This window comes from Candidatus Limnocylindria bacterium (genome assembly GCA_036523395.1).
GTDB lineage: Bacteria > Chloroflexota > Limnocylindria > P2-11E > P2-11E > CF-39.
Map to the genome: position 1 here is coordinate 1 of DATDEH010000006.1, position 23,389 is coordinate 23,389.

The 23,389-nt window shown below is 67.7% G+C and carries 32 protein-coding genes, 1 tRNA gene and 1 pseudogene; 22 read left to right on the forward strand and 12 right to left on the reverse strand.

Annotation, left to right across the window (positions count from 1 at the left end; translation table 11 throughout):
* Positions 1-688 (forward strand): hypothetical protein (locus tag VI056_00865; protein HEY6201569.1); only part of this gene is annotated, 688 nt, incomplete at its 5' end.
* Positions 689-698: 10 nt separating this feature from the next.
* Here the strand turns inward: VI056_00865 and VI056_00870 are convergent.
* Entirely contained in the window at positions 699-1,142 is a 444-nt protein-coding gene (locus VI056_00870) for a cyclic nucleotide-binding domain-containing protein (GenBank protein HEY6201570.1), read from the reverse strand.
* Positions 1,143-1,182: 40 nt separating this feature from the next.
* On the opposite strand from VI056_00870, the gene VI056_00875 reads away from it, so the two are divergent.
* On the forward strand, positions 1,183-2,031 hold the full coding sequence (locus tag VI056_00875; protein ID HEY6201571.1) for a GNAT family N-acetyltransferase: 849 nt from the start codon (positions 1,183-1,185) through the stop codon (positions 2,029-2,031).
* 3 nt (positions 2,032-2,034) lie between these two features.
* The gene (gene menC, locus VI056_00880) at positions 2,035-3,255 is read left to right on the forward strand and encodes an o-succinylbenzoate synthase (protein ID HEY6201572.1); all 1,221 of its coding nucleotides are present in this window, start codon (positions 2,035-2,037) and stop codon (positions 3,253-3,255) included.
* On the opposite strand, the gene VI056_00885 is transcribed toward menC, so the two are convergent.
* Positions 3,179-3,667, reverse strand: coding sequence for a hypothetical protein (locus VI056_00885; GenBank protein HEY6201573.1), 489 nt, complete (start codon positions 3,665-3,667; stop codon positions 3,179-3,181). The two genes, menC and VI056_00885, sit on opposite strands and share 77 nt — an antisense overlap.
* A gap of 37 nt (positions 3,668-3,704) precedes the next feature.
* Between VI056_00885 and VI056_00890 the strand changes: the two genes are divergently transcribed.
* Positions 3,705-4,394, forward strand: a complete 690-nt coding sequence (locus tag VI056_00890) for an aquaporin (protein ID HEY6201574.1) — start codon at positions 3,705-3,707, stop codon at positions 4,392-4,394.
* 39 nt (positions 4,395-4,433) lie between these two features.
* Here the strand turns inward: VI056_00890 and VI056_00895 are convergent, their stop codons facing one another.
* The gene (locus VI056_00895; protein ID HEY6201575.1) at positions 4,434-4,811 is read right to left on the reverse strand and encodes a cupredoxin domain-containing protein; all 378 of its coding nucleotides are present in this window, start codon (positions 4,809-4,811) and stop codon (positions 4,434-4,436) included.
* Positions 4,812-4,848: 37 nt separating this feature from the next.
* Complete coding sequence (locus tag VI056_00900) at positions 4,849-5,052, reverse strand: hypothetical protein (GenBank protein HEY6201576.1); 204 nt, start codon at positions 5,050-5,052, stop codon at positions 4,849-4,851.
* A gap of 8 nt (positions 5,053-5,060) precedes the next feature.
* Here VI056_00900 and VI056_00905 point away from each other — a divergent pair, with 8 nt between their 5' ends.
* Positions 5,061-5,201 carry a hypothetical protein gene (locus tag VI056_00905; protein HEY6201577.1) on the forward strand — a complete coding sequence of 47 codons (141 nt, stop codon included), beginning with the start codon at positions 5,061-5,063 and terminating at the stop codon, positions 5,199-5,201.
* 295 nt (positions 5,202-5,496) lie between these two features.
* On the opposite strand, the pseudogene VI056_00910 reads toward VI056_00905, so the two are convergent.
* Positions 5,497-5,811: pseudogene (locus tag VI056_00910) on the reverse strand (lamin tail domain-containing protein).
* A 71-nt stretch (positions 5,812-5,882) separates the two neighbouring features.
* Here VI056_00910 and VI056_00915 point away from each other — a divergent pair.
* The gene (locus tag VI056_00915; GenBank protein HEY6201578.1) at positions 5,883-7,007 is read left to right on the forward strand and encodes an FAD-dependent oxidoreductase; all 1,125 of its coding nucleotides are present in this window, start codon (positions 5,883-5,885) and stop codon (positions 7,005-7,007) included.
* A gap of 193 nt (positions 7,008-7,200) precedes the next feature.
* Positions 7,201-7,650: a hypothetical protein gene (locus VI056_00920; GenBank protein HEY6201579.1), complete on the forward strand. Its 450-nt coding sequence runs from the start codon at positions 7,201-7,203 to the stop codon at positions 7,648-7,650.
* Here the strand turns inward: VI056_00920 and VI056_00925 are convergent.
* From VI056_00925 to VI056_00935, 3 genes are all read right to left on the reverse strand, one after another.
* Positions 7,648-7,719: transfer RNA gene (locus VI056_00925), tRNA-Lys, on the reverse strand. The two genes, VI056_00920 and VI056_00925, sit on opposite strands and share 3 nt — an antisense overlap.
* A complete protein-coding gene (locus VI056_00930) occupies positions 7,710-8,966 on the reverse strand; it encodes an EAL domain-containing protein (GenBank protein HEY6201580.1) in 1,257 nt (418 codons plus the stop codon). The genes VI056_00925 and VI056_00930 overlap by 10 nt, the downstream gene beginning before the upstream one ends.
* Before the next feature lie 169 nt (positions 8,967-9,135).
* Entirely contained in the window at positions 9,136-9,342 is a 207-nt protein-coding gene (locus VI056_00935; GenBank protein ID HEY6201581.1) for a hypothetical protein, read from the reverse strand.
* Between the two features lie 332 nt (positions 9,343-9,674).
* Between VI056_00935 and VI056_00940 the strand changes: the two genes are divergently transcribed.
* From VI056_00940 to VI056_00995, 12 genes are all read left to right on the forward strand, one after another.
* Complete coding sequence (locus tag VI056_00940; GenBank protein HEY6201582.1) at positions 9,675-10,493, forward strand: GvpL/GvpF family gas vesicle protein; 819 nt, start codon at positions 9,675-9,677, stop codon at positions 10,491-10,493.
* A complete protein-coding gene (locus VI056_00945) occupies positions 10,490-10,810 on the forward strand; it encodes a gas vesicle protein GvpG (protein ID HEY6201583.1) in 321 nt (106 codons plus the stop codon). Before VI056_00940 ends, VI056_00945 begins: the two co-directional genes overlap by 4 nt.
* Positions 10,807-11,583: a GvpL/GvpF family gas vesicle protein gene (locus VI056_00950; GenBank protein ID HEY6201584.1), complete on the forward strand. Its 777-nt coding sequence runs from the start codon at positions 10,807-10,809 to the stop codon at positions 11,581-11,583. The genes VI056_00945 and VI056_00950 overlap by 4 nt, the downstream gene beginning before the upstream one ends.
* Entirely contained in the window at positions 11,580-11,765 is a 186-nt protein-coding gene (locus tag VI056_00955; protein HEY6201585.1) for a gas vesicle protein, read from the forward strand. Before VI056_00950 ends, VI056_00955 begins: the two co-directional genes overlap by 4 nt.
* On the forward strand, positions 11,762-12,430 hold the full coding sequence (locus VI056_00960; protein HEY6201586.1) for a GvpL/GvpF family gas vesicle protein: 669 nt from the start codon (positions 11,762-11,764) through the stop codon (positions 12,428-12,430). Before VI056_00955 ends, VI056_00960 begins: the two co-directional genes overlap by 4 nt.
* Positions 12,427-12,753 (forward strand): gas vesicle protein K, encoded by a 327-nt coding sequence (locus tag VI056_00965; GenBank protein HEY6201587.1) that lies wholly within the window; start codon positions 12,427-12,429, stop codon positions 12,751-12,753. Before VI056_00960 ends, VI056_00965 begins: the two co-directional genes overlap by 4 nt.
* Positions 12,750-13,067: a gas vesicle protein gene (locus tag VI056_00970; GenBank protein ID HEY6201588.1), complete on the forward strand. Its 318-nt coding sequence runs from the start codon at positions 12,750-12,752 to the stop codon at positions 13,065-13,067. Before VI056_00965 ends, VI056_00970 begins: the two co-directional genes overlap by 4 nt.
* 3 nt (positions 13,068-13,070) lie before the next feature.
* A complete protein-coding gene (gene gvpJ, locus VI056_00975) occupies positions 13,071-13,352 on the forward strand; it encodes a gas vesicle protein GvpJ (protein ID HEY6201589.1) in 282 nt (93 codons plus the stop codon).
* Between the two features lie 23 nt (positions 13,353-13,375).
* The gene (locus VI056_00980; protein HEY6201590.1) at positions 13,376-15,412 is read left to right on the forward strand and encodes an ATP-binding protein; all 2,037 of its coding nucleotides are present in this window, start codon (positions 13,376-13,378) and stop codon (positions 15,410-15,412) included.
* Positions 15,399-16,547: an ATP-binding protein gene (locus VI056_00985; protein ID HEY6201591.1), complete on the forward strand. Its 1,149-nt coding sequence runs from the start codon at positions 15,399-15,401 to the stop codon at positions 16,545-16,547. Before VI056_00980 ends, VI056_00985 begins: the two co-directional genes overlap by 14 nt.
* A gap of 98 nt (positions 16,548-16,645) precedes the next feature.
* Positions 16,646-17,119: a YdeI/OmpD-associated family protein gene (locus VI056_00990; protein HEY6201592.1), complete on the forward strand. Its 474-nt coding sequence runs from the start codon at positions 16,646-16,648 to the stop codon at positions 17,117-17,119.
* Between the two features lie 83 nt (positions 17,120-17,202).
* Positions 17,203-17,688, forward strand: coding sequence for a hypothetical protein (locus VI056_00995; protein ID HEY6201593.1), 486 nt, complete (start codon positions 17,203-17,205; stop codon positions 17,686-17,688).
* A 60-nt stretch (positions 17,689-17,748) separates the two neighbouring features.
* Here VI056_00995 and VI056_01000 read toward each other — a convergent pair whose 3' ends face one another.
* Both VI056_01000 and VI056_01005 read right to left on the reverse strand, forming a co-directional pair.
* Positions 17,749-18,006, reverse strand: a complete 258-nt coding sequence (locus VI056_01000; GenBank protein HEY6201594.1) for a helix-turn-helix transcriptional regulator — start codon at positions 18,004-18,006, stop codon at positions 17,749-17,751.
* Positions 18,006-18,653, reverse strand: coding sequence for an alpha/beta fold hydrolase (locus tag VI056_01005; GenBank protein ID HEY6201595.1), 648 nt, complete (start codon positions 18,651-18,653; stop codon positions 18,006-18,008). Before VI056_01005 ends, VI056_01000 begins: the two co-directional genes overlap by 1 nt.
* Positions 18,654-18,680: 27 nt before the next feature.
* Between VI056_01005 and VI056_01010 the strand changes: the two genes are divergently transcribed.
* The 3 genes from VI056_01010 to VI056_01020 are packed head-to-tail and all read left to right on the forward strand — an operon-like array spanning position 18,681 to position 22,536.
* Positions 18,681-21,047: a transketolase gene (locus VI056_01010; GenBank protein ID HEY6201596.1), complete on the forward strand. Its 2,367-nt coding sequence runs from the start codon at positions 18,681-18,683 to the stop codon at positions 21,045-21,047.
* Positions 21,048-21,055: 8 nt separating this feature from the next.
* Positions 21,056-21,637, forward strand: a complete 582-nt coding sequence (locus VI056_01015; GenBank protein ID HEY6201597.1) for a DUF3105 domain-containing protein — start codon at positions 21,056-21,058, stop codon at positions 21,635-21,637.
* Complete coding sequence (locus VI056_01020) at positions 21,616-22,536, forward strand: class I SAM-dependent methyltransferase (protein HEY6201598.1); 921 nt, start codon at positions 21,616-21,618, stop codon at positions 22,534-22,536. Before VI056_01015 ends, VI056_01020 begins: the two co-directional genes overlap by 22 nt.
* Here VI056_01020 and VI056_01025 read toward each other — a convergent pair.
* Both VI056_01025 and pyrE read right to left on the reverse strand, forming a co-directional pair.
* Positions 22,418-22,792, reverse strand: coding sequence for a hypothetical protein (locus VI056_01025; GenBank protein HEY6201599.1), 375 nt, complete (start codon positions 22,790-22,792; stop codon positions 22,418-22,420). The two genes, VI056_01020 and VI056_01025, sit on opposite strands and share 119 nt — an antisense overlap.
* Entirely contained in the window at positions 22,789-23,385 is a 597-nt protein-coding gene (gene pyrE, locus VI056_01030; GenBank protein HEY6201600.1) for an orotate phosphoribosyltransferase, read from the reverse strand. Before pyrE ends, VI056_01025 begins: the two co-directional genes overlap by 4 nt.
* Positions 23,386-23,389 lie beyond the last annotated feature (4 nt).

Sequence of the window (23,389 nt, forward strand, 5' to 3'; positions counted from 1 at the left end):
CGCGACTGCCGTCGCGGGCGGCGCAGCCGGTGCTACCGCTGCGGTCCTCAGCCCGCCGAAAGAGCGTGGGAGCTTCCCGTGGCGCCGGGCGATCGTGCCCGCGGTCCTCGTGCTCGTCCTCGCCATCCTCGCGCTGCGCGGAGGCACCGAACGAAACGCCGCCGCCGATCGCACCAACGCGCCGCAGCGGACGCTGCAGCAGACCGTGGCCCCAACTGTTGCGCCGACGATCGCACCAACCGTCGCGCCCACGATCGCTCCCACCATCGCTCCCACCGTAGCGCCGACCGTAGCGCCGACCGTAGCGCCGACCGTCGCGCCGACGCCACCTGCGACAGCGACCGAGACCGAGCCCAATAACGCACCGGCGACCGCCAATCTCATCACGGTCGGCACGCATGCCGGAACGATCGCGCCGGTGGATGACGTCGACTTCTTCCGCATCACGGTCCCCGACAACACGACGGTGGCGCTGACGCTCCGCGCCGACACGCTACCCGGCGGTGCGATCGCGCTCTTCAACGCTGCCGGCGTGGAGGTCGCCCCTGAGGTCAACACCGGAGCCGACCGCGTCGCGCGCGTGGATTACGTCGTTCGCGATCCGGGCGCGTACTTCATCCGCGTGCGCGCGGCGCGCGGCGCCGGTACGACCGGGACGTACACGCTGAACTACACCGCGTCACGCTGAGAACCGCGAGCTAGTGCCGAGCGGTGACCTCGGCGTGCTGCGCCTCGGCGTTGCGGATGCGGCGGGTCAGGATCGGGAGTAACGCCAGCGCGATCTGCGGGTGGCTTTCGAGGATGCCGCGGAAGTGCCAGCGCTGGATGCCGAGCGCCGTCGTCGGCTCGACCGCCCGCGCGCTCGCTGAGCGCGGGAACTCATCGAGGAGCGCCATCTCGCCGAATACCTCTCCCGGACCGAGCGTCGCGAGCTTGACCTCTTTGCCGCCCTTGTCCTGGACGATGTCGACCTTCCCGGATCGGATGATGAACGCTCCGACGCCGGTGTCCCCCTGACGCACGATCTCCTGCCCCGGCTGGTAGCGCTGCTCGACGGCCGCGTTCGCGATCGCGTCGAGCGACTTCTGGTCGAGGTCCTCGAACCAGGAGACTTTCTTGAGGAATTCGGTGCTGACCGGCATGACGGCGGGATGGTAATGGTCCGCGAGATACTTCGCACCTGTGTCATTCCGGATCGAGACCGCGCGCGACATCGGCGCCTGCACCGCGACTGTGCCGATCCAGGAAGAGGTGTGGAGCGGAGACGTCGTCGTTCCGCCGCAGCTCCTCCTGGCGACCTGTCACAACGGCGGCTTCGTCGCGCTCGGGTACGCCGACGGTGACGAGCGCCCGGCCGGCTTCGTCTTCGGCTTCCTCGGCATCTACGATTACCACTTCCGTCACCACTCGCACATGCTCGCGGTGCGCGAGGCGTACCGCGGAAGCGGACTCGCGAAGGCACTCAAGGAAGCGCAACGCGATCACTGTCTCGATCAGGGCATCGAGGTCATCGCGTGGACCATGGACCCACTCGAGGCGCGCAACGCGACCTTCAACTTCGCGAAGCTCGGAGCATTCACGCGCGAGTACCACCGCGACTTCTACGGTCCGATGCCCGACAAGCTGAACGCGGGGCTGCCATCCGATCGCATCTACGTCGAGTGGCCAATCGGCCACGACCGCACGTACAAGCGGCTGAAGGGCGAAGATCGTCCGCCGTCGCTCGAGGACGCTGAGCGCGAAGGCATCAAGTACACGCTGCGTGCGGACGGCGAACGCCCGGGGATGGTCGCGCCGGCCGGCGACGAGACGCATCTGCTGATGGAGATACCCGCCCGCTTCCAGGAGCTCAAAGCGCGCGACGGGAAGCTGGCGCTCGCGTGGCGCCTCGCCGTGCGCGAAGCGGTCGAGGCTGCGTTCGCGCGCGGCTACGCCGCGGTCGAGTTCCTGCGCGGGCAGGACGGTCGGGGCGCGTATCTTCTCGTGCCGCAGCCAAGACGCGATGCGGAGGTCGTTGACACCGATGAGTGAGCCATGCGTATAGAGCGCGTCGAGCTGTTCGTCCTGCGCCTTCCGCTGAAGCGTGCGTACGAAACGAGCGGCTCGCGGGAGACGCACCAGACCCGCGTCATCGCGCGCGTCGAATCGGAGGGCGCGGTCGGTTGGGGCGAGAGCGTCGCGCCGGAGCTGCCGTGGTACTCGGGCGAGACGCCCAAGACCGTTTGGTACGCGCTCGACGAGATCATCATCCCGGCGCTACTCGCGGCTGACCTGCACCAGCCCGAGGACACCGAACGCGTCCTGGCATGGATCCGCGAGCACCGCATGGCAAAGGCGACGCTCGAGATGGCGATCTGGGACCTCTTCGCCAAGCGCGACGGCCGGTCGCTGTCGAAGCTGCTCGGCGGCACGCGGGACCGCATCCTGTGTGGCGTCGCGATCGGCATCCAGCCGTCGATCGACGATCTGCTGGAGACGATCAAGCGCGAGCTCACCGCGGGCTATCAGCGAGTGAAGGTGAAGATCAAACCGGGCTGGGACGGCTCCGTCGCGGAGGCGATACGGGGCGAGTTCCCGGATCTACCGTTCATGCTCGACGCGAACTCCGCGTATACGCTCGCCGACGCGCCGCTCTTCAAGCGCATCGATGCGTACAGCCCGACGATGATCGAGCAGCCGCTCGCGCACGACGACATCGTCGACCACGCCGCGCTGCAGCGCGAGATCAAAACCCCGATCTGCCTTGACGAGTCCATCCATACCGGCGACGACGCGCGCAAGGCGATCGAGCTCGGAGCCACGCGGGTCATCAACATCAAGGCCGGCCGGGTCGGCGGTCTGACGTCGGCGCGGCGCATCCACGACGTGTGCCGTGAGGCTCGCATTCCGGTGTGGTGCGGCGGCATGCTCGAGATGGGTATCGGCCGCGCGCACAACGTCCATCTCGCTTCGCTGCCGAACTTCAGCCTCCCCGGCGACGTGTCGGCCTCCGAGCGTTACTTCGCGACGGAGATCATCGGCGAGCCGTTCACCGTTCGGGCCGACGGAACGATGGGCGTTCCGACCGGTCCCGGGATCGGCGTCACGGTGCTCGAGAAGCTCATCCGCAAGATCGCCGTGGAGACCAAGCAGTACCGGCCGGCACGAAAGGCGAAGGCGAAGCCGCGCTCGCCGAGGGCTAGCGCGGTGAAGCGGGCTGATCGGCCTTCTGGGGTGCGGCGTCCTCGGTCGGCCACACCACGATCTCGTCGATGACCGTGCCGAAGGCGTCAACCAACCGCGCGTAATCGCCACGCGTCCACATGAGACGCGCTGCGCCGACCGGACCGGCCACATACACGTGCTTGCGACCTGAAGCGAGATCGTCGGCGAGCGGATGCGTGGCCGCGCGCACGCGCGATCCGGAGTGGATGCGGTAGATCTCGCCGGCGCGCACGAACGACGGCGATCCCCACGTGTACACCCACTCCCACTCCACCGGCTTTGAGACGGTCTCGCGCCAGAGTGCGCGCAGGTGCTGCAGCCGCCAGTTCGCAAGATCGCTGTCGAGGGTCACCTGGACCTCGATCCATTCCGCGTTCGCGTCCTCCACCGCCGTCGCCGCAGACGCGGGGCGGATGCTGAGGATACGTGCCTTGGCTGCCTCGACGGGACGGAAATCGGCCACGCGTGGACAATACCCGACTGAGTTGGGAGGGAACGCGATGAGCGAGCACAACCGCGCCCTGTTGGCGGAGGCCGCCGGCTCGTTCTGGTTCTTCTTCATCGGAGCAGGCGCCATCATCGCCGACGCGAACGGGAGCGGCGGCGGTCTCGGCGCGATCGCGTTCGCGCACGGCATCACGCTCGCCCTGGCCGTATCCGCGTTCGGCGCGATCTCGGGCGGGCACTTCAATCCCGCGGTGACGTTCGCCCTCGCGATCGCGGGCCGGCACCCATGGTCACGCGTGCCCACCTATTGGATCGCGCAGCTCGCTGGAGGCCTGCTTGCGGGCTTCGCGCTCCGCAGCGTTTTCGACTTCGCCCTCGCGGCGATCGACAAGACGCACCTCGGGACGCCGGCGCTCGCGAACGGCGTGAGCGTCCCGGTCGGCATCGGCGTCGAAGCGCTGCTCACCATCTTCCTGGTATGGGCTGTCTACGGCACCGCGGTCTCCCCGTTCGCGCCGCGCATCGCGGGCTTCGGGATCGGGCTCACCGTGGCGACCGACATCCTGATGGGCGGACCGCTCACCGGCGCGGCGATGAATCCCGCGCGCCATGTCGCGACCGCGATCCCCGCCGCGTTCTTCGACAACTGGTACGTCTACTGGATCGGTCCGCTGCTTGGCGCCGCGATCGGCGGCCTATCGATCCGCTACCTCTTCGCGCCCGCGAGCCCGCCTAAGCCCTAGCTTCGTTCGCGACCAGCGCGAATTCCATGCGCGACTCGACTAGCTACAGGCACCGTCACAGACACGCACGACCCCCGTCATCTGCGGATGGACGCCGCAGTGATATGCGTACACGCCCACCTTATCGAATGTGACGGTCGCGCTCTTGCCGCTGTCGAGCCCGACATCGAATGGCCTGCCCTCGTCGCTCGAGGTCACGGTATGGAACTCCTTGCCCATGTTCACGAACGTGACCGTCGTGCCAGCGGACACGCGGAGCTCATGCGGCGCGTACGTCCACGCGTCCTCTCTGCCCACCGGCTCGATCACCTGGACCTCGTTGGGCCGCACCGGTCGCGCGGCGGTCGCGCCGCTGCACGCGGCCAGCACGAGCAGGAGAACGCACGCCGCGGCGCGGAAGGTCCAACGGAGGGTCACGACGATCGTACGTGCGTCGTGACCCTGCGGATGTGTCCTAGAGCAGGTCGGCCAGGCTGATGAGAGCCGTCGCGTCCGCGTCGCTGATCGCCTTCCCGCGCTGAGCCTCGACCTCGTTGCGATACGCGCTCAGCTGATTCGCCCGGGCGGTGGTGTTCCCGCGAGCGCCCGAGGCTGCGGCGGCATCGAGCTTGGCGCAGAGCGACTTCGCGATGGGTGAACGTCGTCGGTCCGCCGCCAACGGTCGCTGTGTGCGCGCCGCTCGCCGGACAGCTGATCGTGAACCACGTACCGGTGACGGTGGCTGGCTCGCTGAATGTGATGCCGATGTTCGTGTTGAGCGGGACGTTCGGCCCGGAGGGGGTCGTCGACGCGACGCTGATCGGATAGTCGGCAGTCGCTCGTGGGGCCGCGAGGCCGAAGTGAAGTCATCCAGATTGCTGTCGGTGTCCTGCGCGCCGCTCGCCTTGCGTTGCGCTGAGTTTGCGTTGTTCAACGTTGGCGTTGGCCCGAGGCCTTCGAAGCAGTTCGCCACGGTGCCATAACCGACGAAATCAGCGACGGCGGCGCCAGAGGACACGTCCCGGACAACTGCGTACTCAGGTTCGAGGGCCACCTTTCCAGCCGTGGCGCTCATCGGAATCGTTCCTGCCGCGTGCGGCGTGGGAAGGTTCGCAGAGCCTCCGGCGCCCTGCGCCTCCTGAACGAGGTAGTAGCGGCCGGGACGGATCCAGCCCGTCAGCGTCGTGATCTGCCACGTGCTGCCTGCGCTCGACGCGTTCTGGACAGACCAGCCAGTCACGTTCACGGCGAGTGAGCCGCGGTTGAAGAGCTCGATGAAATCGTTCCTGTAGGTCGCGGCCGGGGCGCCTGTGTTTCCACCGCCGCCGTAGACCTGGCTGATCACGATGTCGGCTGAGATTCCGGCGGCGCGATCCGAACCCAACGGGAACAGCCCGAGCATCGCGCAAGCGACCGCGGCGATGCGAAGACGACCCATCCCAACCCCAAAGGCGACGTGAGCTCACGTCAGCCAGACCCAACGGAAGCAGCGGTCAGACTAACGCAGGCATGGAACAGTCCGCGACGACGAGTCTCTGGCTCGACGGGGTTTCGCGCTCCTATCCACCGCTCGATGCCGATGTAACGGTGGATGTCGCGATCGTGGGCGCGGGCATCGCAGGCGTCGCGACCGCGTACTTCCTCGCTTCGACCGGCGCGAAGGTGGTCGTCCTCGAAGCGCGCGGTGTGGCCGAGGCGGCGAGCGGGCGCAACGCCGGATTCCTCCTCGCAGGCGTTGCCGAAAACTTCGTCGCCGCCTCACGCCGTTACGGCGAGGGCAACGCGCTGAGGATCTGGCGCTTCACGAAGCGCACCCAAGCGCTGGTGCGCTCATTGGTCGCCGAGCACGGCATCAACTGCCGGCTGAGCTGGAACGGGTCGGACCAGATCGCGGGAGACGACGATGAGTGGCGCGAGATACAAGAGAGCGCGCGCCGACTTGCCTCCGAGGGGGTCGCCGTGGCCGTCGATCCAACCGAACGTCGCGCAACATACGCCGAGGACGGAGAGTTCCACCCGGTCCGATGGGTCCGCGGGCTGGCCGCGGCCTCGGTGACGAACGGCGCGAAGATCCACGAGTCCACGCGCGTGAGCGCGATCCGGCAGGGTCAGGCGCTCACTTCGGGCGGGACCGTCCGCGCCGGCGCGATCGTGCTTTGTACGAACGCGTATACCGCGCACCTCGCGAGCTCGCGGGTGCGGCCGGTCAGGGGACAGATGCTCGCGACCGCGCCCACGACGCCGTTCTTCGCCCGCCCGGCATACGCGAACCGTGGCTACCGGTATTGGCGCCAGCGAGCGGACGGGCGGGTACTCGTAGGCGGGTGGCGCGACACCGCCGCTCAGGAAGAGGTCGGCGAGGAGGAACGCACGACGGGCGCGATCCAGCGGCAGCTCGAGACCTTCTTACGCGAGCACGGCATCACCGCGGAGGTCACGCATCGCTGGGCCGGGACCATGGGCTTCTCGCACGACGCGCTCCCCTACATCGGCGCCGTCGCGCCGGGCGTGTTCGTGTGTGGCGGCTTCACCGGGCACGGAATGGCGTTCGGGCCCGCATCCGCCGAGCTCGTCGCGACACTCGTGCGTGGCGCCACACATCCAGACGCCGATCTCTTCGATCCATCGCGCTGATCCTTCGCATACACACGGACCGCGTGATGTCTGTGACGGTCCGTAGTTATCCAATGAGAGGCCGAGCGCACTCGGCGCAACGCAACAGGAGGGAAACCTGCACGCTTCGGCCCTCCCGTCGTTCGGCGACATCGGCGGGCTGCTCGCCTACGTCTTCGGCAATCCCTACCTCTTCATCAGCTCGACGACGGCGATGACCAGCGGTCTGCTCCTCGGCGCCGCGCTTGTCAGCGTCCTCCCTCGGCGCGCATACACGCTCCGTCGCGTCGCGCCGACCCTGGCCGTGATCCTCGCCTACTTCGGTCTCGGGAGCATCGTCCTCTCGACGGAGATCCTCCTGCGCTTCCACGACACGATCCCGAACGAGACCGAGGTCCAGTTCGTCAGCGGGCTGGGCCATCTCGTCGAAGCCGCTCTCGGGATCGCGCTGCTCGGTTCGTATCTGCGCGGGCGCACGCGTGTGGAATGGCTCTGGGCACACACGCTCGCGCTCGGGTACTGGACCTTCCAGGTCGCGGTCCTGACGCCACCGTGGTTCGCGTTCCAGGGTCAGCGCGAGGTGGTGCTGCAGGTCGTGCTGCTGATGCTGATCATCGCGGCGGCGCTGAACGTCCTGCTGTGGAGGACCACCGCGCGGCGGTGAGCCCGCCGGGATTCGAACCCGGAACCAAGGGATTAAAAGTCCCCTGCTCTACCGTTGAGCTACGGGCCCAGCATTCCGGCCATTTTCTCATCAATGGCCTCTGCTGGGCGCTCCGTGCGCCACGTCGCCGCGGCGGCGGGCCGACCCATGAAATATCCCTGGCCTGTTGTGACTCCCAGCGAGATGAGCGTGGCGAGCTCGGCCTCGGTCTCGATCCCCTCGGCCACGACGGTGGTCCCGCTCTTGGCGGCGAATGAGACCAGCGCCGTTGCCATCGCCTGCCGCGCGACGTCCGTATCGATGTCCCGTACGAGGCTCAGGTCCAGCTTCACAAAATCCGGAGCCAGGCTGACGACGTGCCGGAGGCTCGCATATCCCGCACCGGCGTCATCGATCGCGAGGCGAACACCACGGCGGCGCCACCCTTCGATCGCGGTGCGCAGCGCCGGGTAGTCCTCCACGACGACGTGCTCCGTGATCTCGAAAACGACTCCGGTGAGGTCGCGATCAGCAAGTGTCCACGCCAACCGCTCGTGCGCCAGCGTCGTTGGGGACATGTTGATCGAGATGAATGCCGGACCGGCGAGGGAAGTCGCGGCCGAGAGCGCGCGCTCGATCGCCGCGATCTCCATGTCCACGCCGCGACCGAGCCGAGCGGCGTCGCTGAACCACGCATCGACAGGACGCGAGGGCTCGGCAGCGAAGCGCGCGAGCGCCTCATAACCAAGGCTCACCCGCGACGCGAGATCTACGATCGGCTGAAAGACGATCGACGGGTCCCCGAGTGCCAGTGCCGCGTCGAGGCGGGCGGCCATCGCGTGCTCGGCGCGATCTCGCGCTCGCCCACCCTCGAGGCGCCGACTGAGTATCGCCGCGAGGAGGCGCATGACGCGTGCGTCCTGCTCCTGCAGGCGGGGCTCCAGCGCGCTGCGAAAGCACGAGAAGGTCCCGTACAGCGCGCCGTCCGCCTCGTAGATCGGCACACCGATGTAGGCGCCGATGCGCAGCTCGCGGGTGACCGCCAGGGCCTGCGCGGCCGCGACCGCGGAGACATCCGGCATGAGCTCGGGCATCTCGCCGGCGACGATGCGGCGGCAGTACGTTTCCTCCAGCAGCGTCTCGCTTTGGTCGGCCATGGGCGGGTCGCCGATGCACTCGATGAAGCGGTTGATCCGGACCCCCTCGCGGAATTCGCCGATGAACGCGATGTCCATCTCAAGATGCTCGCGCGCGGCGCGAACGATCGCGCGCACCTCGCTCGCATCGGCGAGGAGCATCGAGGGAGAGGGATCGGGACGCGCGGTCACCAGGCTCACGTTCGTGTGCTGCTCCTCTAGGTCCCGTGGCTCTCCACCTTGAGCCGCGGGTAGGCAACCAATGCTGATACCGAGTCCAACCGGCGACATGACCGTTCGGTCATCCCGCGGTCGCGGATCGCGCTTGCTACACGCCTGCTACGCGCCTGCTACCAGGTGGGCCTCCGCGTCACTGCGGCGGCGACGTCGGCGCCGGGACGTTCGCACCGACGACCTTGCGCCGCGCGACGGCGATCGCGGCGGAGATGAAACCGGTGAGCAGCGCCATCGCGATCGTCTGTGGGGTCGCGACGTCCAGCTGAAGCGCAATGACCGCGGCGACCGCGCCGGCAATGCCGCCCTCGATGATGTCGCGGATCACCTGTCCGACTGCCACGACGCGAACTGCTTCATGCGCTGCGGAAGTTACGGCGCAACGCGTGGAGGGTCTTCGGACCGTTCACAGCAGTCAGCTCCGAATCCGCAAAGTCATACCGACCACGCGACGCCACGGCCGGCGACGTGCTTCCGTCGGTCGACGAGCACTGGCGCGGGCGCTCGCCAGTACGGATCGACGCCGAACCGCTGCGCTCGCCGGAGGGAACGGTGCGTGCGGTGGTGGCCTCGCTCACGGAGGTCGTGTCGGCGTCAGCCTGACCGGACGACCGAGCGAGCGCCGGCTGGGCAGTCGCTCGCGTCACGCGCAGCGCACCCGTAAAGTGACGGGCCATGGATGCGGTGAAGGTGCAACCGCCAAGCGACAAGCCCGCCTCGGGCGAGGGCATCTACGTCTACTGCATCATCGAATCGGCCGACCCGCGGGCTTTCGGAAAGATCGGGATCGGCGGCCGCGGCGACGAGGTCTACACCGTGCACCACCAGGACCTCGCGGCGGTCGTGAGTCGCAGTCCGCTCTTGGTGTACGACCCCACACGCGAGAACGCCCTCACTCACGAGCACGTGAACGAAGTCGTGATGATCGACAACAACTTCACGCCCGTCCCGATGAGCTTCGGGACGCTCTTCAAGACGGAAGATGACACGAGAGAGTTCCTGAAGGACACCTACAAGGAGCTTCGCGACGTCCTGGTCAAGATGAAGGACAAGCTGGAGTTCGGTCTCAAGGTGAACTGGGACCGCGAGTCGGTGCTCACCGAGGTCGAGCGTGACTACGAGGAGATCCGCCGACTCAAGGCACAGATCGAGACGAACCAGCAGTCGTCCACGTACTTCGCGCGGATGCAGCTGGGCCGTCTGGTCGAGCAGGCACTGGCCGAGAAGTCCGAGTCCTACGTCCGCGAGATCTACGAGGAGCTGGCGGAATCGGTCATCGCGTCGCGCTCGAACAAAGTGATCGGCGACCGCATGATCATGAACGGCGCGTTCCTGGTCGCGCGCGATCGGGCGGGCATGTTCGATAAGAAGGTGCAGGAGATCGGAAAGCGCTTCGAGGGCAAGCTGTCCTTCAAGTACACCGGACCGTGGCCGCCCTACAACTTCGTCACGATCCGTTTGAAGCTGGAGCGCGCCGCCGGGTCAGGCGCGTGATCCTCTTCAAGCTCCTCGCGCTGCCCGTGACGGCGCCGGCGGCCGGTATCCGCTACTGCCTCGAAAAGGTCCTCGAGGTCGCCGAGCACCAGATGTGGGACGAGGATCCGGTCCGCGAGCAGCTGATGATCGTGAACGAGGCCTACGAGGAGGGCCGGATGCCCGAGGCCGAGTTCGGCGAGCGTGAGGCCGAGCTGCTCGCGCGCTTGCGCGAGATCCGCGAGCACAAGAAAGCGGTCGCGCAGGCGCGGCTCTCCGCGATGCCAGACGACGGTGCGCGCCAGGTCGTCATCGAGCTCCCTGACGAGATCCGATGAGCCGGCTGCGGTACGTGTACGGCATCGCGCGGGCGAGCGACGCTTCGCGCGTCGCATCCGCGGGACTCACGGGCATCGATGAGAGCCCGGTCGGCTACGTCGTTGAGGGGCCACTGCTTGCCGCGACGAGCGACGTCGACGAGGCGGAGTACGGGGAGGCCGCGCTGAACGAGCACGTGCGCGATCTGGATTGGCTCGCGGCGCGCGCCGCGCAGCATCAGGCCGTGAACGGGCGCCTGCTCGAGCTCCTCGGTACGGTCTTGCCGCTGTCATTCGGCGCGATCTACCGGGACGACGACCGCGTGCGGCAGATGCTGCGCGAGGACGCGAAGGACCGGAGCGTCCAGCTCGCCTCGCTCGCGGGTCACGCTGAGTGGGTGGTGACGGTCTCGCGCGACGCGAACGCGCCCGCCGACGATGCGGACGTTCGCGCGCTCGATGCGCAGATCGCCGCGAGCCCGCCCGGCCGCGCGTTCTTGTTGGACAAGCAGCGCGGCACGACCCTGTCCCGCTCCACCCTGAAGCGCGACAGCGACGCGGCGAATACAGCGCTCGAGGCCCTCGAGGGGATCGCGGTGCGCACCTACCAGGAGTCCGTCGTGGCCGGCGGCTCCGACGCGGTGGCGCTGCGCGCATCGATCCTCGTCGCCCGCGAGCGTGAGCCGGCGCTGGCGAAGGCGATCGGCGAGCTCGAGAGTCAACTCGATGCCAGCGGGTATCGCGTGCGCGCGAGCGGGCCATGGCCCGCATACCGTTTCGGAGCGATGCCTTGACGCACGAGCCCGCGACGCTCGATGTGCCCCTGGTGGAGCTGGTGGACCGCTTGCTGAACCGCGGCGTCGTCCTGACCGGCGAGCTCACGATCTCGGTCGCGGGCGTAGACCTCATCTATCTCGGACTCAGCGTGGTCCTGTCGTCCGTCGACACGATCCGGCGGACAGGTGCGGAGGTATGACGCTGCTCCTTCGCGCGATCGTCGCACCGGAGGACGCGGGCATCGCTGAGGAACTGGGGCTGAGCGCGGTGTCGGGAAGCCTGTTGGCGGCGCTGGCTTCGCACTGGGAAAAGGCGCTCGTCGCCGGAGAACCGGAGCTGCTCGATCACCATCGCATCATCCAGTCGGTGTTCGAGCGCGTGCCGTGTCTCCCGGCGCGGTTCGGCAGCGTGTTCGACGACGAGGACGCGCTCCGCACCCGTCTCAACCAGCGCGACGTCGACCTCGCTTCACAGCTCGCACGTCTCGGGCATCGGTGCGAGCTCGCGATCACGTGTGCGTGGCGTGATAAAGGAGTGATCTCGCCGGTCTCGATCATGACCGCCGGCAGCGGGCGGGCCTACCTCGAGCGCGGTCTGCAGCAACGGCGCAGCGACCGGGAGCGGGTCGTCCGCGCCGAAGCGATCGTTGCCCGTCTTCTCGGTGAGCTGGCGACCGAGCCGACCCTCGTGCGCCACCGGACTTGCCCTCGACCGGCGGTGGCCGTTTCAATGTCCGCCTTGGTGACGCGCGACGAGATCGACGGGTTGAGTTCGCGCCTCGAGCGACTCGGCGCGCAGCTTCCCGACGTCACGATCGTCGTGCAGGGACCCTGGGCTCCGTACACGTTCGCGGTGAGCGAATGACCGCGCCCGAAACCACGCAGATCGAGCTCGAGCTCCGCGAGGAGATCACGCGTCTGCGATCGCTGCTGCCAGAGCGCATCGACCTCGAGCCGGAAGACATCGAGCGCGGTCTCGTGGGCCTGGTACTGACACTGGTGGAGTTCCTTCGGCAGGTGCTGGAGCGCCAAGCGATCCGGCGGATGGAGGGCGGCGCGTTGAGCGATGACGAGGTGGAGCGAGTCGGGCTCGCACTGATGCGGCTCGAACAGAAGATCGGCGAGATCGCCGTGCAGTTCGGCCTCGACGAAGACGACATCCAGCTCCGGGTCGGAGCCGCATCATGAGCATGGGCCGGCTTCCACCAGGCGCTCAGCACGAGTCCGCAACGCTCGTCGATCTCCTCGACCGCGTCCTCGACAAAGGACTCGTCGTCGCCGGCGACGTGAGTGTGTCCCTCGCCAACGTGGAGCTGCTCACGATCCGGATCCGGCTCCTGGTGTGCTCGATCGACAAGGCCGAGCAGATCGGCCTCAACTGGTGGCGGAGCGAGCCGGCGTTCGGCGGTCGCAAGACCGACGGGATCGGCGCCGGCGAGGTGGCACGCCTCGAAGCGCGCATCGCGCAGCTCGAGCGGCAACTCAAGACAAAAGGGGGCTAGCAGATGGCGGTCGTAGAACGCAGTCCCGGTGGCTCGAGCCTCATCGACGTGCTCGACCGCATCCTGGACAAAGGAATCGTCATCGACGCTTGGGTCCGCGTGTCGCTCGTCGGGATCGACCTGATCACCGTCGAGGCGCGTGTCGTCGTCGCCTCCATCGACACCTACCTGCGGTACGCGGACGCGCTTGGCCTCTCGCCGCGCCAGGCGACCGGAACGCTTGGCGCTGGCGCGGGCTCGGCGGACACCGCGACGAGCCGAGCACGTACGACGCAGGAGCGGTAAGCCCGACGCCGGACATGCGGGACGTGGTCGAGCGAGAACCGGAGCCGACCACCGGGCGTGACCCGCGCGAGACGCTCGAGCCGATGCTCGACGATCTCGTGCGCGGTCTGGGTTACGACAAGGCGGTCGTCCTCGTCTACGACGAGCCGAGCGCATCCCTGCGTGGGCTGTTCGGCTGGAACGTCACGGACGATCAGGCGCGGCGGCTCACGATCGGCGTCGCGGGTTCGGACAATCCGCTCGTCGTCGCACTGCGCTCGGGCGCGCCACAGCGCGTCGACCCGGGCGACGGTGTGAAGCTCGACGAGAACACCGGCGCCACGCTCGCCGAGATGGGCATCGGCGGCTTCGTCGCTGCGCCTCTTCGCTCCACGACCGGCCGTAGCGACGGCCCGCGTGCGGTCGTCCTTCTCTCCCGCAAGGACGGAGTGCGCGAGGCGGACCTTGAGCGGCTCGTCCCGTTCGCACGGCAGGCGAGCGCCGCGCTCATGCGCGAGCAGGACGTCCAGGTGCTGCGTCAGGCGAGCGAATCGCACGCCGTCGAAAAGGAATGGCTCTGGTGGATGGTGAACTCGGTCGCGGACCCGGTGCTCGTGACCGACGCTCGGAACGACATCCTCCACCTGAACCGCCGCGCCGAGCACCTGTTCCGGTCGAGCGACGAGGACTCCGCGGGTAAGCGGCGAGCGGTCTGGATGAACAATTTCCTCTTCACCGCGGCGCTGTCGGCATGGAATCTCGACACGGCGAGCCGCGCGACGAACCGCGAGGTGACGCTCGTCGATCCCGTGGAGGGCACCGAGCTCATCTACGAGGTCATCACGATGCTGGCGACCAACCACCGCATCGGTGAGCGCGGCGTGGTCTCGGTGCTCAAGGACGTCACCGATATCCGCCACATGACCGAAGAGCTCGCGCGCAGCGCGGAACGGATCCAAACGGCTGACCTTCAGATCCGCGCCGAGCGCGACCGTCTCGACCTCGTCCTCCGGAGCGTGCCGAACCCGATCATCGTGGTCGACAAGGACAACGAGATCATCACGCTCAACGAGGCGGCGCAGCGTCTCTTCGCACCGACGCAGTACAGCACCCGGCACGATCAGATCGCTCTCGCGAACGATGCGCGCTTCACCTCGTTCCTGTCGCAGCTCCGTCTCGAGCCCTCATCCACGAGGCGCGGAGAGGTCATGCTCACCGACCCCGAGACGGAAGAGCACCTGGAGATGGAGGTCACCGCCGCCGACGTGCGCGGGCCCCACGGTTCGGTGGTGGCGACCGTCTCGGCGATGCAGGACGTCGGCCGCCTCCGCGAGCTGGAGCGCCGTCGGCTGGAGCAAGTGCTGTTCGACACCGAGAAGCTTGCCGCAACGGGCCGGCTTGCGGCCTCGATCGCGCATGAGATCAACAATCCGCTCGAGGCGGTGCAGAACTCGCTCTATCTCTTGTCCCGCGCCGTTCCCGAAGGAGCGCCGGAACGGTCGTTCCTCGACATCGCGACGCGTGAGACGCAGCGCATGTCGCGCATCCTTCGCCAGATGCTCGGCTTCTACCGCCCGACGACATCGATGGGACCGACGGATGTCAACGCGCTGGTGCTCGAAGCGGAGACGCTCGTCGCAAAGCGTCTGCGCGAGAACGGCGTGCGGATCGAGAAGGAGCTCCTCCCGACCCTGCCGCTGATCCGCGCGTCGGCCGACCAGCTGAAGCAGGTGCTCCTGAATCTGTTCCTCAACGCGACGGAGGCGATGCCAAAGGGCGGGCGGCTGATCGTCGCGACACAGACCGGAGGCGCCAGCGAGCTGGATGCGTATTCTGCCGACGTGGTCCGGATCGACGTGCGCGACACCGGCACGGGGATCAGCGAAGAAGCGGTCGCGCGGATATTCGAGCCGTTCTTCTCGACCAAGATGGAAAAGGGGACCGGCCTCGGCCTATGGGTGTCGCACGGCATCGTGCAGGCGCACGGCGGGACGTTGAAGGTGCGGAGTCGTACCGGCCACGGGACCACCTTCACGATCACACTTCCGATCGCGGGACCGCAGGACAATGGCGGCCAGTAAGATCCTCGTCGTCGACGACGAGCAAAGCGTCGCGACGACGATCAAAGCCATCCTGCAGCTCGACGGCAACGAGGTCACCGCCGTCACGAGCGGCAAGGAGGCGTTGGCGTTGCTGAAAGAGCACGAGTTCGACGTTGTGCTCACCGACCTTCGGCTGGACGATCTCGACGGCATCGAGATCCTCCGCGAGACGCAGAAGCTCTGGCCCGACACCGTGTCGATCATGCTCACCGGCTACGCATCGCTCGAGTCGGCGGTCACCGCGCTGCGCAGCGGCGCGTACGACTATCTCATCAAGCCGTCGGACGTGGACGAGCTTCGCGCGACGGTCGGGCGCGCGCTCGAGCGGCGCAGGCTGCGCCAGCGCCTTGTCGAGCTGGAGCAGCTCGACAAGCTCAAGACGCAGTTCCTCTCGATGGCCTCGCACGAGCTGCGCACGCCACTGACCGCGGTGAGCGGCTTCATGCAGATCGCGCGGCGCCGCATGGGACGCCTCGGCGCGGCGACCGACGTGCCGGCATCATGGCGCGAGGAGGCGCAGAAGGCGGACGCGACGCTCGACATGGCGAACCGCCAGGCGAAGAAGCTGGCGCGCCTCATCGACGAGCTCCTCGACGTGTCCCGCCTGCAGCAGGGGCGAGTCGAGATGCGGCTCGCGGAGATCGAGCTCGGGGACGTCGTTCGTGAGGTCGGGGAGCGGATGAACCTCCTCAGCAAGGGCCACGAGATCGAGACGACGGTCCAGGGGACGGCGCCCATCGTTGCGGACCGCGACCGCATCGAGCAGGTCTTCGAGAACCTCGTCGGCAACGCGATCAAGTACTCGCCGGAGAACGGCCGCATCGAGATGTCATTGCACGTGAACGGCGCGAACGCGATCGTGTCGGTGCGCGACCAGGGCATCGGCATCGCGCCGGCCGAGGTCGAGAAGATCTTCGGTCTCTTCTACCGTTCGCCAGATCCCCGCGCCGATCACGTCGGCGGTCTCGGGCTCGGGCTCTACATCAGCCGCGAGATCGTGTCGCGGCATCACGGAAAGCTCTGGGCCGAGCGCAACCCTGACGCGGGCACGACGTTCCACGTGACGCTGCCGCTGGCGCACGTCAGATCCCGCGAGGAGGCTCGGACAGCCTGACCCGCCCGACCTCCGCTGCCGACCTTCCACGTTTCCACGCGAAGACGCTCGCCGAGTGGCGTCGGTGGCTGCGCGACCACCACGACAAGGAGCCGGGCGTGTGGCTCGTCTCGTACAAGGCCGCCACCGGCAAAGCTCGACTCACGTACGAGGAGTCCATCCCGGACGCCTTGTGCTACGGCTGGATCGACAGCGTGAACAAGCCGCTCGACGACGAGCGCATGGGTCTGCTCTTCACGCCTCGGAGGCCGGGCAGCGGATGGTCGCGCTCGAACAAGGTCCGCATCGCGCGCCTCATGAAGGAGGGGCGGATGCAGCCGGCGGGGCTGGCCAAGATCGCGGCCGCGAAGAGAGACGGCTCGTGGACCCTTCTCGACAGCGTCGAGGCGATGCAGGTCCCGAAGGATCTGCGACGCGCACTTGGTACGGCGGGTATGCGGAAGTTCGACGCGCTCACGCCGGGACGCAGGAAGGAGCATCTGCGGATGCTCGTGACGGCGAAGAAGCCTGAAACACGTGCGAAGCGCATCGCGGACGTCGTGCGCGTCGTGACCCATGCAGTGGCTCCGTAGTTCGTTCGAAGCCGTAATAGATCGCGACCCCAACGCTGACGCGCGGGCGCCGCCCCCAGGTCCACGATGACGACGTGCTGAGAATGGCACTCGCGCTCTGCCTTGTCCTGGTGCTCCTCCTCGCCCATCCCGTGCCGGCGGCCGCCTGCGGCGCGGGACCCTTCGACCCGCGCGAGCACACGGAGCTGCTCGTGCTGGGGCGTGCGCGTTCGATCGAGCTCGACGCCCGCACGAACACCGACTTCGTCGAAGCCACTGTGACGCTGGAGATCCTCCGTATCTTTCGCGGCTCGACGGCGTCGCCGCTCCGCTTCGTCGACAGCAGCAGCGTGTTCTTGTATCGGGACCCGTACACCGGAAAAGACAAGATCGAGTTCGCGGGCGGCAGCGGCGCGTGCGGAACGATCGACGACGACCCGATCGACAGGTACGTGCTCATCGCCCTGGCCAGAGGCGAGGACGCACGATGGCATGCCAATCGCCTGTACGGAGCGATCTACCCGATCAACCGGACTACGCGAAGTACCGCTGGTTGCTGGAGCGCCACGGCGTGCCGGTTCCGTTCTTGATCACCGGACTCGTTCCAGACGCCGGCGTCTTCGGGACCGCGCTCGCACCCTGAGAGCGGTTCAGATCCCGCGGAGCAGCTCGGACAGGGTGACGTCGAGCCGTCGCGCGAAATGCGCGAGCGCAGCGAGCGACGGCGCGACGCGGCCGGTCTCCATCTTCCACACGTACTGCCGCTCGAAATAGACCCGGCCGCGCTTGTCGGCGCCAAGCTGCGCCATCGTGAGTCCACGTTTGCGACGCAGCGCGCGCAGGCGCTTACCGGTGCGTTTCAGCAGCAGCGGCTCGCCGGGCACGTCCGGGTTCACCCGGGCGGGCATCAGACCCCCCGCGCCACGAAGTCGATGATCGCCCCCGTCGCTTCGGTTCCGTAGGGCGCCGCGAACATCCCGCGTGAGTGCTCACTCCCGCCGAACAGCACGAGCGTCTTCGGCTTGGACACGACGTCGAAACAATGGACGACGTGAGGCGCCGCGCCGAGCGAGTCGCCATCGGCGCAGACGAAGAGCTTCCGACCGGTCACGCGCCGTGACAGCTCGTCCGGCACTGCCGTGACGGGCGCTGAGATGGAGACGATGGACTCAACGTCGGCCTCGAAGCTCGAAGCGAGGATCGCGTGGCCACCCATCGACGCGCCGACGAGCGCGATCTCCCGGGCGCCCCGCTCGCGGAGCAGCGCCTTCGCCGCGCGCAGATCGGCGATCGGCGACCACGGCGCGGGAGGAGCGAAGTCGTTGGTCTTGCCGCTCGAGCCGTCATAGCCGCGCAGATTCAGGGCAAGCGCCGGGACACCGCGCGCGACCAGGAGCTGCGCGACGTCGCGCCATCCGCTGGCATCCCAGTTCAGACCATGGACCAGGACCGCCGCGCGCCGTGACGGAAGGGCGCCATACAGATCAGCGAGGAGCGTCTCCCCCTCGCTGGCGATGCGCACGGTCTCAGGCATGACGCGCGCGGCACCGCTCACGTCGCAAATGGTGCTACAAAAAGCCCTGTGGCTCGCACCATCACTTCCGAGGTCGAGCGCCTCTTCACGGAGTCAGCATCGGCCTTCCCGCTGTGGGAGGTCACGAAGGACGTCGTCGACGAGTTCATCGACCTGTCGCTGAATTACCGGCAGAGCGGCCATCCCGGCGGCTCGCGCTCCAAGGTCCACCTGCTCCTCGCCCTCGTGCTGTCCGGCGCCATGCGCCACGACGTGCTGCGGCCGTGGCGACGATTCGGCGATCGCTTCATCCTGTCGGCCGGCCACACGGTGCCTCTCATCTACGCGACGCTCGCGACGCTCAACGAGGCGATGCGCGTGCGGCACGCGCGCACTCACGACGAGCGCTTCGCGTTCCCGTTCGACGGAAAGTTCGCGTTGACCTGGGAGGATCTGCTGGGACTGCGCCGCCACGGCGGACTTCCCGGTCACGCCGAGATGGCGGGCAAGACGCTGTTCCTCAAGTGGAACACGGGACCGTCGGGACACGGCATGCCGCCGACGGTGGGCGAGGCGGTCGCGCTCAAGATCGCTGGGGCCGAAGAGGTCAAAGTGTTCGCCGTTGAAGGGGAGGGCGGGCTCACACCGGGCGCGAGCCACGAGACGCGCAACTCGGCGTGGGGTCTCGGGCTTTCGAACCTGGTGTTCCTCCTCGACTGGAACGACTTCGGCATCGACGTGAACGCCGTGTCGAGCGTGGTCCACGGCACGCCGCGCGATTGGTTCGAGCCATACGGGTGGCGCGTCGTGGGGACCGAGAAGGGCAGCGACTGGGACGACGTGACGAAGGTGGTGCTCGACGCTGCCCGCGGCGACAACCCCGAACGCGTTCCGAGCATCGGATGGTTCCGCACCCGCAAGGGTCGCGGCTATCTCAAGTACGACTACGCGTCGCACGGGACCGCGCATGCGATGAACCACGAGCTCTTCTGGCAGCTCCGGAAGGAGTTCCAGAAGAAGTACGGCGTCGAGTACGAGGGAGTGGACGGGCCCGCGCCGAAGGATGCGCAGGCGATACAGGCGCAGGCGCGCCGGAATCTCGGGGTCGCCGCGTCGGTCCTGAGCTCTCGCCGCGACGTGAGCGATTACCTCTCTGATCGCCTGACCGAGATCGCGGGCAGCGTGCCGGACGAGATACCGACGTTCTTCCTCGGCGGCAAGGCCAAGGACGTCTTCAAAGACGAGCGCATCCTCGACTACGAGCGCTACCCCGAAGCGATGTGGGCAAAGCCGGGCGAGAAGAAGCCGAACCGCGCCGCCCTCGCGACCTGGGGATCCTGGGTGAACAGCTATGCGCGGACGGAGTACGGGCGGCCGCTGTTCATCGCGATGTCAGCGGACCTCGCGGAGTCGACCAACATCGCCGGCTTCATGAAGGGATTCGGCGACGCCCCGGGGTGGGGCTGGTACCAGCGCGACACGAACATCCACGGCGCTCTCCTACCGCAGCAGATCACCGAGTTCACGAACTCAGGTGTCGCCTGCGGGATCGCGTCGGTGAACCTCGCCGGAAATCCGTTCGAGGAGTTCAACGGGTTCTGGGGCGCGTGCTCGACGTACGGGGCGTTCTCCTATCTGAAGTACGGCGAGATGCGTCTATTCAGCCAGCTCGCGCAGGACTGCGAGCTCCGCGTCGGCAAGGTGCTGTGGATCGCCGGGCACTCCGGACCGGAGACCGCCGAGGACTCGCGCACCCACTTCGGCATCTTCGAGACCGGTGTGACGCAGCTGTTTCCGGACGGCGCCGTCATCGATCTGCACCCGTGGGAGTACAACGAGGTCCCGGTCGTGCTAGGGGCGGCGCTCCGCCAGAAGGCCCCTATCGTCGCGCTGCATCTCACGCGACCGAATGTCGACATCCCGGACCGCAGGGCGCTCGGCATGGACTCGCACTTCGCCGCCGCGCGCGGCGCGTATTTCATCCGCCGCCATCGAGCCGATAAGCCGCGGATGGGCACCGTCTTCGTGCAGGGCACCTCGACGACGGCGAACCTCGTGAAGATCCTGCCGCAGCTCGACGAGCGCGAGCTCAACGTGAAGATCGTCGCCGCGATCAGCCCGCAGCTCTTTGCGCTCCAGGATCCGCGCTACCGCGACGAGATCGCGTCGGCCGCGGACCGTGTCGATGCGATGGTCATCAGCAACCGCTCGCGGCGCGTCATGCGCGACTGGATCGAGCATCCCGTCGTCGCCGAGTACTCGCTGACCTCCGACTGGGACGACCGCTGGCGCACCGGTGGGACGGTCGACGAGGTCATCGCCGAAGCGCATCTCTCGCCGCGGCATCTGCTCGCGGGCATCGAGCGCTTCGTGGCCGATCGCAAGCGCCGCCTGGCGCGGATCCGCGACGCGGTCGACGCGGCCCTCGCCGACTAGCCCGTCACATGCCGCGCAAGAAGAAGCAGCGGATCGCGTCGCGGGCGAAGGTCGCGAGCAACTACCCGTGGCATAGGCGCGTGCCGTGGCTCGCGATCGGCGCCGGTGCGGTCGTTCTGGTGATCGGCGTGCTCATCGCTCGCTCGTTCGGCGTCGGCGAGAGCGCCGGTCGCTACACAGGTCCGGGCGGCGGGGTCGGCAACCACATCACCGAAGGTCAGGCCATCGCGTATCCGTCTTACCCGCCGACGTACGGGCCGCACTGGCCGGCCCCGACGACCTGGGGTCTTCACACCGAGGTCGTTCCGGACGAGCGCGCCGTGCACAGCCTCGAGCACGGCGGTGTCGTCGCGTCGTACAACAACATCACGGCGGATGCGCTCGCGGCGCTGCAGGCACTGCTCACGACGTACCCGAAGGACAAGTACGGCGAGGTCAAGCTCTTGATCCGGCCGTACGACAAGATCCCGCCGGGCACGATCGCGCTCACGGCGTGGAACTGGATCGATGAGCTGACGACCTATGACGACGCGCGCGTGCGCCGTTTTCTCGCCGCGCACATCGACCAATGCTGCGAGGATGTTCCCTGACGCGGCGCGCCGCATTCGACGAGGTCGGCGAGCACAACAGGCGGATGTGGGAGCGCCTCGCGGAGGCGGGCATCCCCTACACGCGTCCGATCGGCAAGCCCCCGCGCGACGCCCGCGGCAAGCGGCGTTTCCTCGACGAGCTGACGCGCGGACGACTGCGCGGCGTCGACCTCGAGCGCAAGCGTGTGCTCTCCCTCGCTGGTGGCGGAGGCTGGGACGCCGTCCTGTTCGCCGAGCTCGGCGCGACGACGACGCTCTTCGACATCTCGAAGCGCCAGCTCGCCACCGTGCGCGCGCTCGCGCGCGACCGCGGAACGAGGCTGCGCTTCGTGCAGGGCGACATGCGCGATCTCTCGGCATTCGCGAAGGAAGAGTTCGACATCGTGAATCACCATCACTCGATGGTCTTCGTTCCGGACGCGACGCGTGTCATCGGCGAGGTCGCACGGATCCTCGCGTTTGGCGGGATCTACGTCTTCTCGACCATGCATCCGGTCGCGCTGCGCATGCAGGAGACCTGGACCGGGACTGGCTGGGGTTTCAAGCAACGTTACTTCGATGACGGAGCGGTCCCGTTCGACGATGCGGTCTGGGAATTCGGGAAGGTGAAGGTCGAGGCGCGAACGCTCGAGTATGGGCACCGCACGAGCGATCTCGTCAACGCGTGCGCGAAGAAGGGTCTGCTCGTGGATGGCCTCTGGGAGTATTCCCCGAGCTACGAGGGCGGCGAACCGGGGTCAGCGGACGAGCTCGAGCGGTTCCTTCCCGCGTATCTGGAGATCAGGGCGCGTCGCGCGGCGCCCGGGACGAGTCGCGTAGCGGGCGGGGCTCACCCTGCCGCGCCACCCGGCGGCGCAGGTCGGCGCTCGACTCGGCGTACTGCGACACGATCTCGCTGAGCTTTCGGGCGGCGACCGGGATGTTCACGGCCCAGCCGACACCGAAGACTTTCTCCGAGAAGACCAGATCGCTGTCCGGCGCCCAGTACGCCTCGCGCAGGCGATCCAGCGTCGGGATCCGGAAGTCGTAGGGAACGACTCCCGCGACCTTGCCGTTCCAGGTACGCGCTTCGGGCGGTTTGCGTAGCTCCTGATAGATCGCTGCGGCGAACGCCGTCCACGCGAGCGTGCGGATGAGCTTCACGAGATCCTTCACTTGCGCACCACCTGAGCAGAGGTCGTGCCAGGCTTCGTAAGCCGCACGCCGTCCGCGCATTGTGGGCAATCTTCCGGAAGATGTGTGGGCATGTCGACGGTCCACAGCGCATGCAAGGGCACATCGAGCGTCGCTGAGCCACCGGAGCGATCAACGAGCACCGCCGCGCCCACGACGGGCGCGCCGGCGCGCCGCACCGCATCGATCGTCTCCTGAACGGAACCGCCGGTCGTCATGATGTCGTCGACGACGAGAACACGCTCTCCGGTGTCGAGCTCGAACCCGCGCCGGAACTCTCTGCCGCGACCGTTCTCGATCCGCTCGGCATAGACGGCGCGCAGGTCCATCTGGCGCGCGACCTCATGCGCGAGGATGATGCCGCCGGTCGTCGGTCCTGCGACGGTTCGCGGTGCGAGGGACCGTGCCCACGCCGCGATGTCGGCGCAGAGAGCGGCGGTGCGCACCGGCCACTGGAGTACCTGGAACTTCTCGAGGTAGCGCGACGAGTGCTTGCCCGACGCGAGGACGAAGTGTCCTTCGCGGAAGGCACCGGCTTCGCGGAAGATGAGCTCGACCTCGCGCGGCGTCACCATCGCG

Coding starts and splice junctions, on each gene's coding strand:
- VI056_00870 (HEY6201570.1), bottom strand. CDS start 1,142: ATGCCGGTCAGCACCGAATTCCTCAAGAAAGTCTCCTGGTTCGAGGAC.
- menC (HEY6201572.1), top strand. CDS start 2,035: ATGCGTATAGAGCGCGTCGAGCTGTTCGTCCTGCGCCTTCCGCTGAAG.
- VI056_00890 (HEY6201574.1), top strand. CDS start 3,705: ATGAGCGAGCACAACCGCGCCCTGTTGGCGGAGGCCGCCGGCTCGTTC.
- VI056_00915 (HEY6201578.1), top strand. CDS start 5,883: ATGGAACAGTCCGCGACGACGAGTCTCTGGCTCGACGGGGTTTCGCGC.
- VI056_00920 (HEY6201579.1), top strand. CDS start 7,201: ATGACCAGCGGTCTGCTCCTCGGCGCCGCGCTTGTCAGCGTCCTCCCT.
- VI056_00940 (HEY6201582.1), top strand. CDS start 9,675: ATGGATGCGGTGAAGGTGCAACCGCCAAGCGACAAGCCCGCCTCGGGC.
- VI056_00950 (HEY6201584.1), top strand. CDS start 10,807: ATGAGCCGGCTGCGGTACGTGTACGGCATCGCGCGGGCGAGCGACGCT.
- VI056_00960 (HEY6201586.1), top strand. CDS start 11,762: ATGACGCTGCTCCTTCGCGCGATCGTCGCACCGGAGGACGCGGGCATC.
- VI056_00965 (HEY6201587.1), top strand. CDS start 12,427: ATGACCGCGCCCGAAACCACGCAGATCGAGCTCGAGCTCCGCGAGGAG.
- VI056_00970 (HEY6201588.1), top strand. CDS start 12,750: ATGAGCATGGGCCGGCTTCCACCAGGCGCTCAGCACGAGTCCGCAACG.
- gvpJ (HEY6201589.1), top strand. CDS start 13,071: ATGGCGGTCGTAGAACGCAGTCCCGGTGGCTCGAGCCTCATCGACGTG.
- VI056_00985 (HEY6201591.1), top strand. CDS start 15,399: ATGGCGGCCAGTAAGATCCTCGTCGTCGACGACGAGCAAAGCGTCGCG.
- VI056_00995 (HEY6201593.1), top strand. CDS start 17,203: ATGGCACTCGCGCTCTGCCTTGTCCTGGTGCTCCTCCTCGCCCATCCC.
- VI056_01000 (HEY6201594.1), bottom strand. CDS start 18,006: ATGCCCGCCCGGGTGAACCCGGACGTGCCCGGCGAGCCGCTGCTGCTG.
- VI056_01015 (HEY6201597.1), top strand. CDS start 21,056: ATGCCGCGCAAGAAGAAGCAGCGGATCGCGTCGCGGGCGAAGGTCGCG.
- VI056_01020 (HEY6201598.1), top strand. CDS start 21,616: ATGCTGCGAGGATGTTCCCTGACGCGGCGCGCCGCATTCGACGAGGTC.
- pyrE (HEY6201600.1), bottom strand. CDS start 23,385: ATGGTGACGCCGCGCGAGGTCGAGCTCATCTTCCGCGAAGCCGGTGCC.